A 16789-nucleotide genomic window follows, 5' to 3' on the forward strand; every position below is an offset into this window, starting at 1 on the left:
GCTTTTAACTGTTGTTGACAGTAATTAACTCACGACTAATTTTTCAATCCAAATTTGATACAAAGGTAAGCCGATAAGCACGTTAACAGGGAAGGTTATTCCCAATGATGCCAGCATAGCTAAACCAATATTGGCATCGGGTATTGCCGCTTTAATTGCAGCAGGTGCGGCTATATATGAAGCACTGGCGCTTAACCCTGCCAACACTAGAATACTGCCTGAAGGTAAATCTAGCATCAAGCCTAAGCCAATGCCTACCCAGGCTAAAACAAAAGGAGCTATTGCTGCAAAAGCCAGTAAGCGCCATTGTTTATAAGGCAGTGGAAAGCACACTTTTGCTGTGCTAATCCCCATTTCTAATAAGAACAATGCTAAAAGTGTTTTAAAACCACCCATTAAAATGGGGGTTAATGGCGCCATACCTTCAGTGCCATAAAGCCAGCCGATAACCACACCACCACACAGTAACACCACTCCGCGACTAGTCAGCGCTTCATGCAGAACACTGCCATGGGAAGCGGTTGTTATTTGAGGGTTATTTTTAGCCTCTAAATGACGGTGCAGCCATAACATAATAATAATGGCGGGTAATTCTAATAGCACTAAGTAAAGTGTGGTTTCAGGGCGTAAAGGTAAATCAGAATAATCTACCATAGCTAATACCACCGCAAATGTACCAGCGCTAACCGAGCCGTAGTGAGCAGCAATACTGATGGCTTCTTTTTGTTCGAGTTGTATCGCTTTACGTAAAATGGGGTATAGAGTGAGAGGGATAATAAAACCCAGCGCAATAATGGCAACCAGTTCACTTATTTGTAGGTTATGCGTCTCACCATGTAATGCCATGCCGCCTTTTAAGCCAAGGGTTAACATCAGTAAAATGGTCAGGGTTTCGTAGGTGGCTTTAGGGACTTTAAGATCGGATTTAATTAATCCTGCAAGCAGACCTAAGGCAAAAAAAGCAATGACAATATCAGGCATAGTAACTTATGTTCTCGTTATGGATGAAATTTCATTCGATAATTTTATGGGCTGATTGTGCCTTGTATTCGTATTTGATAGCAATGTTTTATCAATGAAATTGCGATATGGTGTTTACGATCAATGAAGTGCTATATTCAATGGCTAAACTGACTTAGATAACGTGAAGAGAGTGCTATGAAAAACGAAATTGATATCCATAGGGCTTTACGGGTCTTTAATAAAGTGACCCAATATGGTGAGAAAACATCAGATACTGCAGAATCGGTCTATCACTTATGCGGCATTAACGCATTAACAGGTTTTGATGGTTACACCATTACCTTAAGCGATGTGCAGGTCAAGTTAGATATTTTCTTTCATAATAAATATCAGTTTGATTACCCTAATAACGAAGCGTTAGATAATTTTTTAAAGCGCTTTAGTGATGTAGAAAAATTTACCCGCGATTAGTTTACAACCAGCGGCGCATTTCAATTAATCTGCTATAGGTACGTTTAAACTCAAATGATAATGCACCGCCTTGGTATAGATTTTCAAGCGGGATATGTGAATGTATTATAAGGCAGACTTTTTGATCATATAGTTCATCCACCAGGCTGATAAAGCGGCGAGTCGGATCATCTTGTATTGAATAGGCGAGTTGTCTTTCTCCGGTGCTGGTGGCGATAACACCATCTTCAGTGCCTCGTGCTTTAATCCAGCTTCGAATTTCACCGCCTAATGCTGGCACCTCACTGAGTAAAATTGCCTTAAATTGTCCTGCTAACTCGATATAGTCCAGCGCACTTCTAGGGCCATTGCATAGTGCATCAAATTCAAACCAAGCAAGAGTGTCTATGGCATTTTTGATCGGAATAGGTCGCTGGCAAATAGAGATAATGTTTGCCTTAAATGGCTTGTTTTTATCAATTGCTAAAGCGGCATTGTGCTTTAATAGGTGAAAAACACTGAGTGCATCGAGCTTGGACGGCAAAGTAAATAAAGGATTATGTAATGCAGTACCTGACTGTAGATGATGTTGCTGGTCGCAAGCTGAATAGGCACTCAAGCGATGATCGACGCTACCGTTAAGGTGGATCTCTTGGGTATGGTGTTTCAGTAACTCAATAGTGGGTAAAAAGCGATCCAGTTGTAAGCCGCCTTTATACAACTCACTAATGGTAATGTTAGAGGTGGCGACTAATATTACCCCCTCGGCAAATAATGTCTCAAATAGGCGTGCTAGTAAAATCGCATCGCCAATATCGGCAACAAAAAACTCATCGAAGCAAATCAAACGATATTGTTGTGCAATATCTTTGGCGATGTGGGTGAGCGGATCTCTAATGCCAGTGGTTTGATTTAGACGCTGGTGCAGCATGGCCATAAATCGATGAAAATGCAGACGTAACTTGGGTGTATTAGTGATGCTTTGATAAAATAAATCCATCAAAAACGTTTTTCCGCGGCCGACATCCCCCCACAAATAAATCCCTTTTATATCATGGTCATTACCTGAAGATCGTAATTGGTAGTACAGCGAGTCTAATGCTTGCAAGGCCACAGATTGCGCGGCATCAGGCTGTAAGCTTATTTGGCTTAGGGCCTGGTACTGTGAAAGGGGCGATAATGTCATAATGGGATTCAAAGGAATAAACGGCATTAGTATAACTCAGTTCAATTTTATCATGGGTCGCGTTTATGCTCAGTTTGATGTAAATTTGCAACACCCCTAATCTGTAAAGGATAAAATAATGAACAATAAAAGCAAGGGTGTAACTTACATTGGGGCGGATATGTCGCTCAAGGGTGAGATCGACATTCAAGGTCCTGCATTGATAGCGGGCAAAATTACCGGCGTAGTTCGTTCTAGTGATGAAGTTAAAATAGAGCCCTGTGGGGTAATAGATGGCGAGGTATATTGCCAAGAGTTACGTGTAAGCGGCACGCTAAAAGGCAAATTGTTTTGTAATAAACTGGTGATTATTAGCACAGGTGTTGTTGAGGCCGATGTGTCGAGTCACGATATGGAAATATATGATGGTGGCCAATTTATTGGTATGCGGACAAAAGGTCCTGATGCCGGTGTGTTACCTGTATCAAGTGATAGTGACACTAGTCAGATTTCTCAGCCAGCAAACTCTAGCGATAATTGTCAAACTGAAATAGTGGCCCCCAACTCACTCAAAACAACAACTAGCGCGTCCTTAAATAAAGATCAAAAAACCAAGGCATCTTCCAATAAAGTCTTACTCGGTTTTGGTGCTGTTGCTGTCGCAGCTTTGTTAGGCTGGCAATCTGGCGCATTAACTCAGTTTGCACAAACGCCAAAGGTAAGTTCTGAACCTGCACTTTTTACCCCATCATCTGAACCGGCACAATCAATAACCGAGCGTAATGCCGTTAAGTTATTGAATGATGTTCAAACTGAACAATTTTTTGTTGAACAGAAGGAAGAACTTATCAATGCTGGGTTAGCGGATCCTAATGTGGCAATGGAGGATTTACAGGCAATGGAAACATCCAATGCACTAATGTCAGGCAATATAGATACATTATCTAAAGAGTCAATGGCGGCAAGCGAGCAAGTAGCCGATAACATAAAAAGCTCAGATGTAGTGAAAGCCGTTGCAGATTCAAAAAGCACTGAAGACAAAGAAGACAAGATAGCCGCTAAGGTTAGCGCGATTACTGATGCGGTGAATAAGACACAAGCAGATGACTAATTGACTAGCGGCAAAGTGGCTGGGTGCAATTATGTTGTAGCGAAAATCTCATTAAAGTAAAAAAAGACCCATATAATATGGGTCTTTTTTATACAAACTTTCTATGATTAAGCACAAGCTTTGCTATATAACGCAGTTTAGTCGCACAGATATTTAAGGATTGATACGTGTTGGAATACCAGTACGTTGCTCTAATAAGCGTTTTAGTACAAAAGAATCTGTTTCAGCGTGTGCAATAAAGCGAGTCGTTTCTTTATTGAAAGTTAATGCCACAGGCTCGTTAGATTCAAATTCATTTTGTGTTTTAGACAGTGGTTGATGTACTTCTAAATAACGATTGCCATCAGGTTCAGCTGTGTATTTAACCGGTTGATTAACAAACTCGACTCGGGTGCCCACAGGAACTGTGTTAAATAAATGCTCTATATCATCATGACGTAAGCGGATACAGCCTTGGCTTATCCGTAAGCCGATACCAAAAGTAGCATTGGTGCCATGAATAGCGAAAAGGTTACCGATATAAAGGGCGTATAAACCCATAGGATTATCAGGGCCTGCTGGCCATACAGCCGGTAAGGTTATACCTTTGGCTTCATAGATTTTACGGGTTGTAGCGGTAGGCGTCCAGGTTGGATTTGCGCGCTTACGTTGTACCGTTGTTACCCAGCTTTCTGGCGTGTCTCTACCAATTTGGCCAATACCAATAGGTAATACTTCAACGGTATTAGTCCCTTTAGGATAGTAATACAAACGCATTTCAGCCACGTTGATGACTATGCCTTCCTGCTTGGTATTAGGTAAAATCAATTGATGTGGGATCACCAAAGTGCTACCTGGAGTTGGTAGAAATGGGTCAACACCAGGGTTTGCTTCTAACACATTGGTTAACCCTAATTGAAATTGTGATGCAATATCTTCCAGTGTCAGTTTACCTTCGGGCACCACATAATGTTGATTTTCACCTACTAATAAACTGCCTTTGGCAGGTAAACGATATTCTAATGCAATACTATTGAAGCTAACTATTGCCATAGTTGCAGTAAAAACGGCATATTTTACAAGGTTTAACATAATGCTGTGGTATTCCTATTTAATAGGGTTATTTTATGTGGCAGCTGATACGCTGTAACAGGGCGCATCGTCACTTATTCAGGTTAAAATATCAACCCATTTTTAGGTTCATATATTATATTTAACCGATAGAAATCTGATTTCTAAATATACTGGATTAGCTAGCAGACGACTTAGTGGATCTTTATTAGTCGTAAAGCGATGGACTATTTTCATCTGGGCGTGTTTTAAAGCGTCGATGAAGCCACATATACTGGACACGTCTTCTATTAATTATTTGTTCAATCATTTTATTACCGCGTATCGCATCATCAAGTTCATTGTCGCCAGGAAAGTTATCTAGAGGTGGCAATATCTCAATTTTATAGCCTTTATCGTCACTTGTGCGTTCAACAACAAAAGGTAATACGTTTGCCTTACCTAATTTAGCCAACGAGGTTGCCCCAGTTATTGTAGCTGCATCAGGTACTGCAAAAAATGGAATAAACACCGCACTTGAACGGCCAAAATCTTGATCCGCCGTGTACCAAATAACATCCGGTGCGCGTAAGCTGCGGATCATCTGACGTACATCACGTTTAGGCACTAGTCCTTTGTTAGAGCGTAGTCGGCCTTTTACCTGTAAATATTCCATCACTGGATTGTTATGCGGGCGATATACTCCAATACCAGGTTGGAATTGACCAAAAACACGAGCGCCCATTTCTAACGGTAAGCAATGAACCGCAAATAAAATAACGCCTTTACCATTTTGCAAACTGTTTTCAACATGCTCCTGGCCTGTCATAGTCATGTGAGCTTGTACTTTTTCATCCGACCACCACCAAGCATTAATGGTATCAAATAGTGCTTTACCCGTTTCTTCAAAGTTACTTTTTAGCAATGCCTGTTGCTCATTTTCAGGCATGTCGGGGAAACACAGCTTAATATTACGTTTAGCGGTGTGAGTTCTACTTCCCGCCACAATCATTACTAAACGGCCTAATCCGGCGCCTATTTTCATTTGCATTGAAATAGGTATAAGTTGGGTTATGCGCATGATTGCTACGCCTAACCAGAGTAACCAATACTTAGGGTGATAGAGTTTTGAGGTGAATTGGGCTTTTTCGATCACAAATGACTCGTTTATCGATGAATTTTTTTAATATTCTAACTCATTTCTCTGTGAAAATTAGGTACAATCAAGGGAATTTTTTACAACAAACAGTGATTACACTATGAAGGTTTCTCTTCCTGCTTTTGAAAATGCCCGTGTTTTAGTGATTGGCGATGTGATGCTTGACCGTTATTGGGTTGGCCCAACGGCACGTATTTCGCCAGAAGCCCCTGTTCCTGTTGTGAAAATAAATCAAATTGAAGATCGTCCGGGCGGAGCGGCTAACGTGGCATTAAACGTTGCTGCTTTAGGTGGCAAAGTGCAACTAGCCGGATTAGTTGGTAAAGATGAAACTGCTGAAGCGCTGACTTTAGGGGTAAGAACCCTTGGGGTTGAACCACAATGGCTGGCAGTTGAAGGCAAACCGACTATTACTAAGTTACGCGTATTATCGCGTAACCAGCAGTTAATTCGTCTTGATTTTGAAGAGCCCTTTGAACTTAGCCACAGTGAACAGCTATTTCAGCAAGCTGAAGCCTTGTTAGATGATATCGATGTATTAGTGTTATCTGACTATGCTAAAGGCGCCATTATCGAACCTAAGGCGTTTATTGCCAAAGCCCGTGCTAAAGGGGTAAGTGTATTGGTTGATCCAAAGGGAAGTGATTTTGGTCGCTACCATGGTGCTTCATTAATTACCCCTAACATGAGTGAATTTGAAGCTGTTGTAGGTACTGTTACCTGTGAAGATGATCTTATTGCAAAAGCAAAAAATTTATTAACTCAACATGATTTTAAAGCCATTTTAGTGACTCGCTCTGAAAAAGGCATGACGTTAATTACCCAGGATGAACCTGAATTACATATTCCTACCGTTGCGCGCGAAGTACACGATGTTACTGGAGCCGGTGATACGGTTATTTCTGCATTGGCGACTTCTATTGCCGCAGGTGCGACGCTTGCACAAGCCTGTGCCATTGCCAATACCGCAGCGGGTATTGTTGTCGGTAAATTAGGTACCTCTACAGTAAGCCGTATTGAACTGATTAGCGCTCTAAAAATTAATCAAGGTGAGTCGGGCTTTGGTGTCATGAGTGAAGACCAGTTAGCCTATGCTATGGATCAAGCGCGTTTACGTGGCGAAAAAATTGTCATGACCAATGGCTGTTTTGATATTTTACATGCGGGACATGTCAGCTATTTACAACAGGCTCGTGCCCTTGGTGACAGATTAATTATTGCCGTGAATGATGATGCATCGGTTAAACGTTTAAAAGGCAATGGCCGTCCAGTTAACCCGGTTGATCGCCGTATGGCGGTTTTAGCTGGTTTAGCGTCAGTTGATTGGGTTGTCGCTTTTGCTGAAGACACACCACAGCGAGTTATTGCGCGTTTACTGCCTGACTCGTTAGTAAAAGGTGGGGATTATAAAATTGAAGATATTGCTGGCGGAGCAGAAGTCATCGCTAATGGCGGTAAAGTAGAAGTACTTGGTTTTGAGGAAGGGGTGTCAACGACAGCAATTATTCAAAACATTATGGCTAATAAATAGTGTGACGCTTTTTTCAAGGCTGAAATTGCCCTTCACTGATATCTTTTTTATTCATATGGTTAAATGCTATCGATGCATTTACTCTTGTGTCGATGTGAAGGGCAAGTCAGGTCAATTAATCAAATTAGTTGGCCTGCTGTTTTGTATTGTTCAGTCAGTTAATCTGCATGCCGAGCAGTTAGATCATATTACTCACCAGCAACAAATATCTTCAGTAGATACCCCGTCAGAATGGGTTAATATTTTCAACAAGCAGGCATTAATTTGTCCGCTGGCCAATATTGACTTCTGCCTCAAAGAATTACCACACTCTCTAGAGAAACAAATAGGATTATCAGCACTGAATGTTCGCCAATCTATGGGCTATAAAAGTGCGATGGTGTTAGCTGTTAACCATCCAACTATTGCGGGAGTTATAGTAATACAAGCTGACCGAGAGCCCAAGCAACAGACCGGCTCATTAGGGCTTGAAACCTTTAGTATTGAGCTTATTAACCAAGCTCAATTAAGCTTATGGCATGAGATAGGACACTTGCATAATATTGCATTGCAGGGCCTGGAATTACCGTCAAACTTAACTGATTACCAGCATGAGTGGTTAGCTGATGTTTATTTATTTTGGCATTTAGCGCAAACACAACAGCTACATTTTGCCTTGCAACAACTGCATCGTCGTAACTTAGCTATTATTCATGATAGTGATAACTTATCTCACTGGAGTGCCCCTCAATTGCAGTATTTGTTACAAATGAATGCACAGAAACCATACGTAAAAGATATTCCTTATCGTGAATTTATAGCGCAAATTTATCCCCAGCTACCCAATTATTCCACCAGAGACATTAGCGAATTTTCAAGTTTAATCCAACGTACATTTGGTGCCGGTGTGGTGCAACCATTACCCAACTATATGTTTTGGCGCCAACCCGATTTAGCCAAAATTCTTCAACCGACATTAGATTTTTTGATGGGAAAGCCAGCCGCACAAAAATGGCGCAGTCAATATTTAGAGTCATCGCAAAATTTGTAAGCGCTATCTACTGATTTATATGATTTATTTAAAGTGAAATTTTTTGTTGTATTTTTGCTAATTGGTTAGGGGCTGCTTAGTAGAGAATTAGATTAATACTCTTTGAATTTTAAAGGTAAATTATTAACAGGTGTATCAAAATGGCTGAATTTTGATACATTTTGTCGTGTAAATGTTGGCAAGTCTGTTGTTTCTGGGGTTATTTTTAGCGGTACTTTCTAATGCTGTCTGGTAAGATTTTCTCCCAAATTATTAGCGAGACACAGTTGCATGGCCAAGCGTTCAAGAGTTGAAACCGAACAAACCGTAAATCAAATTTTAGATGAAGCCCTTAAACAAATCCTTACCATAGGTTTTCAGGCTATGTCATATACAACCTTGTCAAATGCAACTGGCATTAGTCGAACTGGTATTAGTCATCACTTTCCAAAAAAGACCGAGTTTTTAGTGCGTTTAGATCATAGGATCGGGCAGCTATTTGTTGATACACTCGATTTTAGTTCTATTGCATCGTTAGAGTTATCATGGAAAAAAGCAGTGCAGGGTGAAGAGCATAAGGCAGTACTGAAACTGTTTTTTAGCCTTTGTGGTACCAGCGATGATAACGTGACATATTTTAAAGCAGTCAATATTGCACAAGAAATAGCGTCAACTGAGTTAGGTGAGGATGGCGTAAAATGCGTAAATCATTTAATAGGTTACAGTGCTATTTTATTGCTAGAAAGTACGCCTCAACAAAAAGCGGCTTAATTGATAAATTGTCTGAGTGGGCTTCCCTTACGTCCACTAAGACCATTTGAATGCTTATATAAAATCGCTGCGACCAATTCAAATAGTATGCTAAATCTACCTATCCTTATGTTCTACAAGTTATGTTTGCTTTACAGCGAGCATGATTGTGTATCCCCACCATGCCCCCAAAAACGCTAGCAACATATATTGCTTATTTAGTCTGCTGCAGTCACATCTACTGATCCTGATATTGACGACATAATCTATATAACTAGGTGTTATTTTAGGGGGAGTAATATTTTAGTGGTGGCAAGGCTGTTAGGGTTACCAGCACTTATCTCATGGTTTATCGACAGTGTTTTATTGGCAGTTTTTGATAGGGAATACTGGCTTGATAAAGTAGTAAGGAAATCATTGGGTGTTATTTAAATAACAATCGTTTAGCGTATTTTTATTGGTAGTGAAATTGAAGGATAATCGCGCTTATTTATCATCAAGTAAGCGCGTTTTTTAAGCCAAGCGGAAGGATTATAAAGTGTCTTTACGGGATTGGTAGTTTTGACACATTTGTTGTGCTTTTTCTTCGTCGTATTCACGCAGTCCACTTAGCACTAAGGTTTTTTTCCCAGTACCAATAACACGTTTTTCATGACGCAATTCAAAGGTCAAGGTGACATCACCACGTTTGCCATTAATTAATAACTGTTGATCAATTAAATGTAGGCTAATGTCATCAAAGTCAAAGTGGTCAAGATGAAATGACATACTTTCGTAAATCACCAAAGGGCGATCAGGGTTAATCATTACCTGGTGTTGCTTCATCATAGGAACCAATACGTGGATAAAGTTTAATCCAGAAAACGCGACATAACTTTTGATGAATGCGGCTGTTTGTATATCACATTGACATACTTGCCCCTGGCGAGTGACGTGCATGTACTCTTTATTTTTCGCATCAATGATAGTGAACTTATCTTCGCCAGCATTGGGTAAGCACAATTCAACACCATCACCGACCATACCAGCAAACTGGAATGTCATGTTTTGGCTTAAGCCATATTCGGTTAAGACCAGTGCAAATAATAAGTCACCCGGCACACAAAAACGTTTTGCGCCGACATCATGGATAGGGTTGAAATCTCCAGCAACCCGTTTAGCAAAATCACTGGCTTGTTGTGCCGCGATAAAAACACTTTGATCTTGCTTAGAATAATAAGGTGATAAAAACATGATGGAATGAGTCTTATAATTAATGGTTAATTTTTTCACCGTAGTTTACTGCACATTTAGCAATATACTCACCCGATGACTCGTTATCTTTTGATACAAAGTCAAATCTGAATGTTTTTTGTACTGACTGGCGGTGATCTAATTCACATATGTGAAATTGGTCGCCACAAGACTACCTTATTTGTAAATAAAGCGTACCTATTTGTTGATTTTAAGGCTCGCTTAAGTAAAATTACGCACAATCACTAATGTTAATAAGAATTGTTTTTATTTGTATTTTGGTAGTTAGTAGTATTTGGGAGAGTTAACATGAGCCAGTCAAACACCTTACGTTTGAGTGTTTTAGCAAGTGCATTATTGATGAGCATGGGTGCAACAGCCGCAGATAAAGCTGCCGTCACAAAGCAAGTAACTAAACAAGCCAACATTGAACAAATAACCATATTCGGTAGTCGCAATCCTATTAAAACTGCACCGGGCAGTGCGCATGTTATCTCTGCAGCTGATATTGAGCAGTTTAAGTATACCGATATTATGCGTACATTGGCTTCCATTCCAGGTGTGTATATTCAAGAAGAAGACGGCTATGGCTTACGCCCAAATATCGGGATGCGCGGTACAGGTCAAAACCGTACTGAAAAAATTACTATTATGGAAGATGGCGTATTAGCCGCTCCAGCGCCTTATTCTTCACCAGCAGCTTATTATTTCCCTACTTCTGGTCGTATGCAAAGTGTAGAGATTTTAAAAGGTAGCTCTACGGTTAAATATGGTCCACGTACTACAGGTGGCCTAATTAACATGCTATCGCGTCAAATTCCAGATGCAGATTTAGCGGGTAAAGTGGATGTTGCCGCTGGTCAAGATGGCTTTGGCAAAGTACATGCTTATGCCGGTGGTCAAGGTGATCGCGTCGGTACGGTCGCTGAAATCTATCGCTACCAAGCTGACGGTTTCCGTGACATCAATGGTGTTGGCGGTGACACTGGTTTTGTTAAAAATGATGCGCTTGCTAAAGTCAGCATCAAAACGGATGAAACCGCTAAGTATCAACAAATTGTTGAGTTAAAACTGAAGTACGCCGATGAGGTTTCTAACGAAACTTATATGGGGTTAACTGATGCTGATTATGCTGCAACGCCATTTACGCGTTATTCTGCGTCACAAAAAGATCAAATGACCACTGAGCACAAGCAAATACAGTTAAATCATGTGATTGAGCTTAATGATGCACTTTCACTTAATACTACGGCTTACTATAACGACTTTCACCGTAACTGGTATAAAGCGGATAAAGTGGGTGGTTCAAGTTTAAGCAGTGGCGGTGTACAAAATGCAGCTGATTTTGACAATGGCTTAGTTACCGCAACTATTGACGTGAGTGTTAAAGCGAACAATCGTAGTTATTTATCTCAGGGTTTACAAACTGAATTGAATTACTTTGTCGGTAACCATGAGCTTGCATTTGGTGCGCGTTACCATGAAGATGAAATGGACCGTTATCAGTGGGCTGATACCTATCAATTAGACACTTCTCAAGTAATGAACCGCACTAAAAGCGGTATTCCGGGCACAGATTCTAATCGTATCGATAGTGCAGAAGCCTGGTCATTGTTTGTTCAAGATCGTATGACCATTGGTTATTTTGCTATTACCGCGGGTGTTCGCTACGAAGACGTTACTACTAATCGCGTAGATTGGGGTAAAGCAAACCCAGGCCGTGATGGTGAAGCGAGTAAAGATGTTGATAACAGTTTCAGCGCTATCATGCCTTCTTTATCAGCGACTTATCAAGTGAATGACGCGCTTATCGTATTAGCAGGCGTGCAAAAAGGTTTCTCTCCTGCTGCACCTGGTAACGCTGACGGTCAAGAAGAAGAAAGCTGGAACTATGAAGCAGGACTTCGTTATAACCAAGATGCGTTAACATCAGAAGCTATCGTATTCTATGGTGACTACAGCAATATGCATGGTAACTGTACAGCGGCTCAAGGTTGTGATGATAACAACATTGATAACCAGTACAACGCCGGTGAAGTTGATGTAACGGGTTTAGAGTTGAGCTTAGGATATGAGTTTAACCAAAAAGGTGAATTAAGCTTCCCAGTGAAGATGGCCTACACCTACACCAGTGCAGAGTTTGGCTCTGATTTTACCTCTGACTTTGAAAGCTGGGATAGCGTAAGTAAAGGTGACTCGCTAACTTATCTGCCAGAAAATCAGTTATATCTATCAGCAGGTGTTGCAGCAGAAAGCTGGCAAGTGACATTGGCGGGTCGTTATACCGACGATATGCGCACTAAAGCGGGTCAGGGTGATATTCCTGCTGATCAGTTAATTGCTTCTAAAACAGTATTTGATTTATCAGCGCGTTACTTTATTAACGACGCGTCAGAAGTATACTTAAATGTAGATAACTTATTTGACGAAACCTACATGACCACGCGTGTTCATGGCTCAGTTTTCTCTGGTAAGCCACAATCTGCAACATTAGGTTATAGCTATAAGTTTTAAGCTTGGCGTAATAGTGAACGAGTAAAATCAGGAGGGCTAACCATGTTAGCCCTCCTTTTTTTATAATATTTTTTGGTACCTAATTAGCTATATTGAGTCAATGAATCATTAAGATTAGGTAAGTTGATTCATTTTGTTATGGATAACAGTTATTTGCGGAGTAAATAAAATGAGTTTAAAAGCAGACAGAGATATCGAAAAAACATACACAACGGCTGAATTTGTTGCAAAACTAAGGCGATTAGCTGACTCACTTGAAAGTGGAACTAAATTTGAGATCCAGATAGCCGGTGAAAGAATTTATGTGCCAGTGCGTGCCACTTACAATATAGAGCATGAAAGAATTGATTCAGAACAAGAAATAGAATTCCAGATTAAATGGTCAAACGATTAAATTATTACTCTTAATTATTGTATATGGGCGATAAATAGCTGAACCTTGATTAAGGCTAGTCTATATAAAACAGTATTGTTGCTGGTTATAAACATAAAAAAATACCAGCCTGTTGGCTGGTATTTTTATGTTGCAAAGCTCAGTAATTAAAGCGCTTTTAGAATCGCTTCTACGCTGTCTTTAGCATCACCAAATAGCATTTGAGTATTGTCTTTAAAGAACAGCGGATTTTGCACTCCCGCATAACCTGTGTTCATTGAACGCTTAAAGCCAATCACGTTTTGCGCTTTCCACACTTCCAGTACTGGCATGCCAGCAATTGGACTGTTTGGATCTTCCATCGCAGCAGGATTAACTGTGTCATTGGCACCGATCACTAAGACGGTATCAGTACTGCTGAAATCTTCATTGATTTCATCCATTTCTAATACAATATCGTATGGCACTTTTGCTTCGGCTAACAATACGTTCATGTGACCAGGTAAACGCCCTGCAACGGGGTGAATACCAAAGCGCACCTTGATGCCTAAATCACGTAGTTTACGGGTAATTTCTGCAACCGGGTATTGTGCTTGCGCAACCGCCATACCATAACCTGGGGTGATGATGACTGATTGAGAGTTTCTCAGCATATCAGCAACATCTTCGGCATTGGTTTCGCGGTACTCGCCCACTTCTTCATCGCCACTTGTGGCGACAGCATCGTTACCAAATCCGCCGGCAATGACCGAGATAAACGAGCGATTCATCGCTTTACACATGATGTAAGACAGAATTGCGCCCGATGAACCAACCAATGCACCGACAATGATCAGTAGGTCGTTTGATAGCATAAAACCCGCAGCGGCTGCAGCCCAACCTGAGTATGAGTTAAGCATCGAAACCACAACTGGCATATCCGCGCCGCCAATCGAGGCCACTAAATGCCAACCAAACGCAAAGGCGATTAGCGTCATAATCAAGATTGGGGTAACCGCACCGCCTGTTTGCACAAATTGCACCATTAACACTAACGATACAATCACCGCGGCTAAGTTCATCTTATGACGATGTGGCAAGGTCAGTGCTTTTGATGGCAGTAATCCGCGCAGTTTGGCAAATGCCACTACAGAACCGGTAAAGGTTACTGCACCAATAAATACCCCTAAGAAGACTTCTACAAGGTGAATATTAAGCATTGCCCCAGTTAAATGTTTACTTTGCTGCTGTACTTGGCTTGCCTCAGCAAATGCCGCTTCAGCCGTTGCAAGCGTCGTGTCTAAGTCATTACCGATTGCCACCACAATTTCGTTAATTGCCTGTGGGTGTAAATCGATAAAGCTGTTGTAACCCACTAATACCGCAGCCATGCCCACAAAACTGTGAAGAATAGCAACTAACTCAGGCATTTCGGTCATTTCAACTTTCAGTGCTAAGCGAACGCCAATTGCGCCGCCAATCACCATAGCTAAAATAATCCATACAACGCCTGTGGTACTTGGGTTTAAAATAGTTGCACCAAGGGCAATAACCATCCCTATGATGCCAAATAAATTGCCGTTTTTAGCCGTTTCTTGTTTTGAAAGCCCCGCAAGGCTTAAAATAAAGAATACCGCCGCGACAATATACGATGCTGTTACCAGTCCTTCTGACACGATAATTCCCCTTAATCTTTACGGAACATTTTCAGCATGCGCTGAGTGACGGTAAAACCACCAAAAATGTTAATACTTGCAATTAACACTGCGATAAATGACAGCACTGTGACCAGTGTTGAACCCTGTCCAATTTGCAGCAAAGCCCCGACAACAATGATGCCTGAAATGGCATTGGTGACTGACATAAGCGGTGTATGCAATGAGTGAGACACGTTCCATACCACGTAGTAACCGACCACACATGACAATATAAATACCGTAAAGTGCGACAAAAACTCCGATGGTGCAACTGTGGCTATTGCGCCAAATGCCACAATACCAGCAAGGCCTAAAATATACTTAAGCTTAGAAGGGGCTTTGGGTTGAGCATTTTTGGCCGCAGGCGCAGCGGCTGGTTTGGCTGGTGCTGCAGACACTGAAATGGCCGGAGGCGGGAAGGTAATTTCACCATCACGCGTTACCGTCATATTACGCATAACAACATCGTCAAAGTTAAGCAGCGCGTTACCGTCTTTTTCCTTGCACATTAACTTCATCAAGTTAACAAGGTTAGTGCCATAAAGTTGCGATGATTGCGCCGGTAGTCGACCAGGTAGGTCAGTGTAACCAAGGACTTTTACACCGTTGTCGGTGATAAATTTTTCGCCCGTCACGGTATATTCACAGTTACCGCCAGTGGCCGCCGCTAAATCGACAATCACAGAACCTGACTTCATGCTATCAACCATGTCTTTGGTGATCAGCTTAGGCGCAGGGCGGCCAGGAATCAGTGCGGTGGTAATGATAATATCAACATCTTTTGCCTGCTCGGCAAATAACGCCATTTCAGCAGCAATAAACTCTTCTGACATCACCTTAGCGTAACCGTCAGATGAACCGCCTTCGGTGTTCTCAAATTCAAGCTTTAAGAATGTGCCCCCCATAGATTCAATTTGCTCGGCTACTTCTAAGCGAGTATCGAAGGCACGGACGATTGCGCCCAGTGATCCCGCAGCACCAATAGCGGCAAGGCCAGCTACACCCGCACCAATAACCAGTACTTTAGCCGGTGGCACTTTACCTGCGGCAGTGATTTGGCCGGTAAAGAAACGGCCAAATTCATGGGCGGCTTCAATAACTGCACGATAACCACCAATGTTAGCCATAGATGATAGGGCATCTAGTGACTGAGCGCGTGAAATACGTGGCACCATGTCCATCGCCATCACGGTAATTTTTTTCTGAGCTAATTTGTCAACTAAGTCAGGATTTTGAGCTGGCCAAATAAAACTAACAAGGGTAGTGCCAGGTTTCATTTTGTCGATTTCATCGTCTGTAGGTGCATTAACTTTGAAAACAAAGTCAGCTTGATAAGCATCTGCGACAATTTCAGCCCCTGCGTGTTCAAATGCGGCATCATCAAAACTTGATAATTTACCTACATCCGCCTCTATGGCCACACTAAAGCCGAGCTTTTTAAGTTGTACCACTGTGGCTGGCGTCGCAGCAGCGCGCGTTTCACCTGCAATACTTTCTCTCGGTATTCCAATCTGCATGACTGTTCCCTGATGGTTAATGAGTAAAATGCGATAAGGCTCCCCCGCCAAATAGCATAATATTTTCACATGATCATTCGTTGACGGTCGTGATCAACAAATCGATCGTATTTGGCTGGCATTGATATCAGTTGATGAACATCAATAGGTCTCTGTTGACGGTACCTTTTGGGCATCGTTTTGTTGTTTTATGCAGAGAACAATTAACTTGATAGATAACCAATTGTTAATCCAGCTTCTTAGCTTGCTGTAGACACTGCAATCAAACAAGTGCTGCAGGGTTAATTAATGCTGTTTTAATTAAGGGAA

Annotated in this window: 14 protein-coding genes; 7 read left to right on the forward strand and 7 right to left on the reverse strand. The window is 41.4% G+C overall.

The genetic code is table 11. The features are described 5' to 3' along the window. Window positions 1-24 precede the first annotated feature (24 nt). A complete protein-coding gene (locus ACRWP9_RS05555; protein WP_434928295.1) occupies window positions 25-981 on the reverse strand; it encodes a sodium-dependent bicarbonate transport family permease in 957 nt (318 codons plus the stop codon). 177 nt (window positions 982-1158) lie between these two features. Here ACRWP9_RS05555 and ACRWP9_RS05560 point away from each other — a divergent pair, with 177 nt between their 5' ends. Further along, complete coding sequence (locus tag ACRWP9_RS05560) at window positions 1159-1434, forward strand: DUF3081 family protein (RefSeq protein WP_434928296.1); 276 nt, start codon at window positions 1159-1161, stop codon at window positions 1432-1434. Window position 1435: 1 nt separating this feature from the next. Here the strand turns inward: ACRWP9_RS05560 and zapE are convergent, their stop codons facing one another. Then, window positions 1436-2626 (reverse strand): cell division protein ZapE, encoded by a 1191-nt coding sequence (gene zapE, locus ACRWP9_RS05565; RefSeq protein WP_434928297.1) that lies wholly within the window; start codon window positions 2624-2626, stop codon window positions 1436-1438. A gap of 91 nt (window positions 2627-2717) precedes the next feature. Here zapE and ACRWP9_RS05570 point away from each other — a divergent pair, with 91 nt between their 5' ends. Continuing rightward, window positions 2718-3689: a bactofilin family protein gene (locus tag ACRWP9_RS05570; RefSeq protein ID WP_434928298.1), complete on the forward strand. Its 972-nt coding sequence runs from the start codon at window positions 2718-2720 to the stop codon at window positions 3687-3689. A gap of 153 nt (window positions 3690-3842) precedes the next feature. Here the strand turns inward: ACRWP9_RS05570 and ACRWP9_RS05575 are convergent, their stop codons facing one another. Beyond that, window positions 3843-4721: a L,D-transpeptidase family protein gene (locus ACRWP9_RS05575; RefSeq protein WP_404830064.1), complete on the reverse strand. Its 879-nt coding sequence runs from the start codon at window positions 4719-4721 to the stop codon at window positions 3843-3845. 226 nt (window positions 4722-4947) lie between these two features. Further along, window positions 4948-5874 (reverse strand): LpxL/LpxP family Kdo(2)-lipid IV(A) lauroyl/palmitoleoyl acyltransferase, encoded by a 927-nt coding sequence (locus tag ACRWP9_RS05580; RefSeq protein WP_434928299.1) that lies wholly within the window; start codon window positions 5872-5874, stop codon window positions 4948-4950. Window positions 5875-5977: 103 nt separating this feature from the next. Here ACRWP9_RS05580 and hldE point away from each other — a divergent pair, with 103 nt between their 5' ends. The 3 genes from hldE to ACRWP9_RS05595 all read left to right on the forward strand — a co-directional run bounded on the left by hldE (window position 5978) and on the right by ACRWP9_RS05595 (window position 9188). After that, a complete protein-coding gene (gene hldE, locus ACRWP9_RS05585) occupies window positions 5978-7408 on the forward strand; it encodes a bifunctional D-glycero-beta-D-manno-heptose-7-phosphate kinase/D-glycero-beta-D-manno-heptose 1-phosphate adenylyltransferase HldE (RefSeq protein WP_434928300.1) in 1431 nt (476 codons plus the stop codon). Between the two features lie 94 nt (window positions 7409-7502). Then, on the forward strand, window positions 7503-8438 hold the full coding sequence (locus ACRWP9_RS05590; protein ID WP_434928301.1) for a hypothetical protein: 936 nt from the start codon (window positions 7503-7505) through the stop codon (window positions 8436-8438). 270 nt (window positions 8439-8708) lie between these two features. Beyond that, window positions 8709-9188, forward strand: coding sequence for a TetR family transcriptional regulator (locus ACRWP9_RS05595; RefSeq protein ID WP_226411105.1), 480 nt, complete (start codon window positions 8709-8711; stop codon window positions 9186-9188). Between the two features lie 510 nt (window positions 9189-9698). On the opposite strand, the gene ACRWP9_RS05600 is transcribed toward ACRWP9_RS05595, so the two are convergent. Next, window positions 9699-10400, reverse strand: a complete 702-nt coding sequence (locus ACRWP9_RS05600) for a DUF3581 domain-containing protein (RefSeq protein ID WP_226411103.1) — start codon at window positions 10398-10400, stop codon at window positions 9699-9701. A 309-nt stretch (window positions 10401-10709) separates the two neighbouring features. On the opposite strand from ACRWP9_RS05600, the gene ACRWP9_RS05605 reads away from it, so the two are divergent. Then, window positions 10710-12914, forward strand: a complete 2205-nt coding sequence (locus tag ACRWP9_RS05605; protein ID WP_434928302.1) for a TonB-dependent receptor family protein — start codon at window positions 10710-10712, stop codon at window positions 12912-12914. A 169-nt stretch (window positions 12915-13083) separates the two neighbouring features. Further along, a complete protein-coding gene (locus ACRWP9_RS05610) occupies window positions 13084-13308 on the forward strand; it encodes an amphi-Trp domain-containing protein (RefSeq protein WP_226411099.1) in 225 nt (74 codons plus the stop codon). Between the two features lie 146 nt (window positions 13309-13454). Here the strand turns inward: ACRWP9_RS05610 and pntB are convergent, their stop codons facing one another. Together pntB and ACRWP9_RS05620 are read right to left on the reverse strand one after the other, a co-directional pair. Beyond that, window positions 13455-14942 (reverse strand): Re/Si-specific NAD(P)(+) transhydrogenase subunit beta, encoded by a 1488-nt coding sequence (pntB, locus tag ACRWP9_RS05615; protein ID WP_226411097.1) that lies wholly within the window; start codon window positions 14940-14942, stop codon window positions 13455-13457. Between the two features lie 11 nt (window positions 14943-14953). Beyond that, complete coding sequence (locus ACRWP9_RS05620; RefSeq protein WP_434928303.1) at window positions 14954-16480, reverse strand: Re/Si-specific NAD(P)(+) transhydrogenase subunit alpha; 1527 nt, start codon at window positions 16478-16480, stop codon at window positions 14954-14956. Window positions 16481-16789: the final 309 nt, after the last annotated feature.

Source organism: Shewanella sp. HL-SH2 (genome assembly GCF_051164935.1).
Classification (GTDB): Bacteria; Pseudomonadota; Gammaproteobacteria; order Enterobacterales; family Shewanellaceae; genus Shewanella; species Shewanella glacialimarina.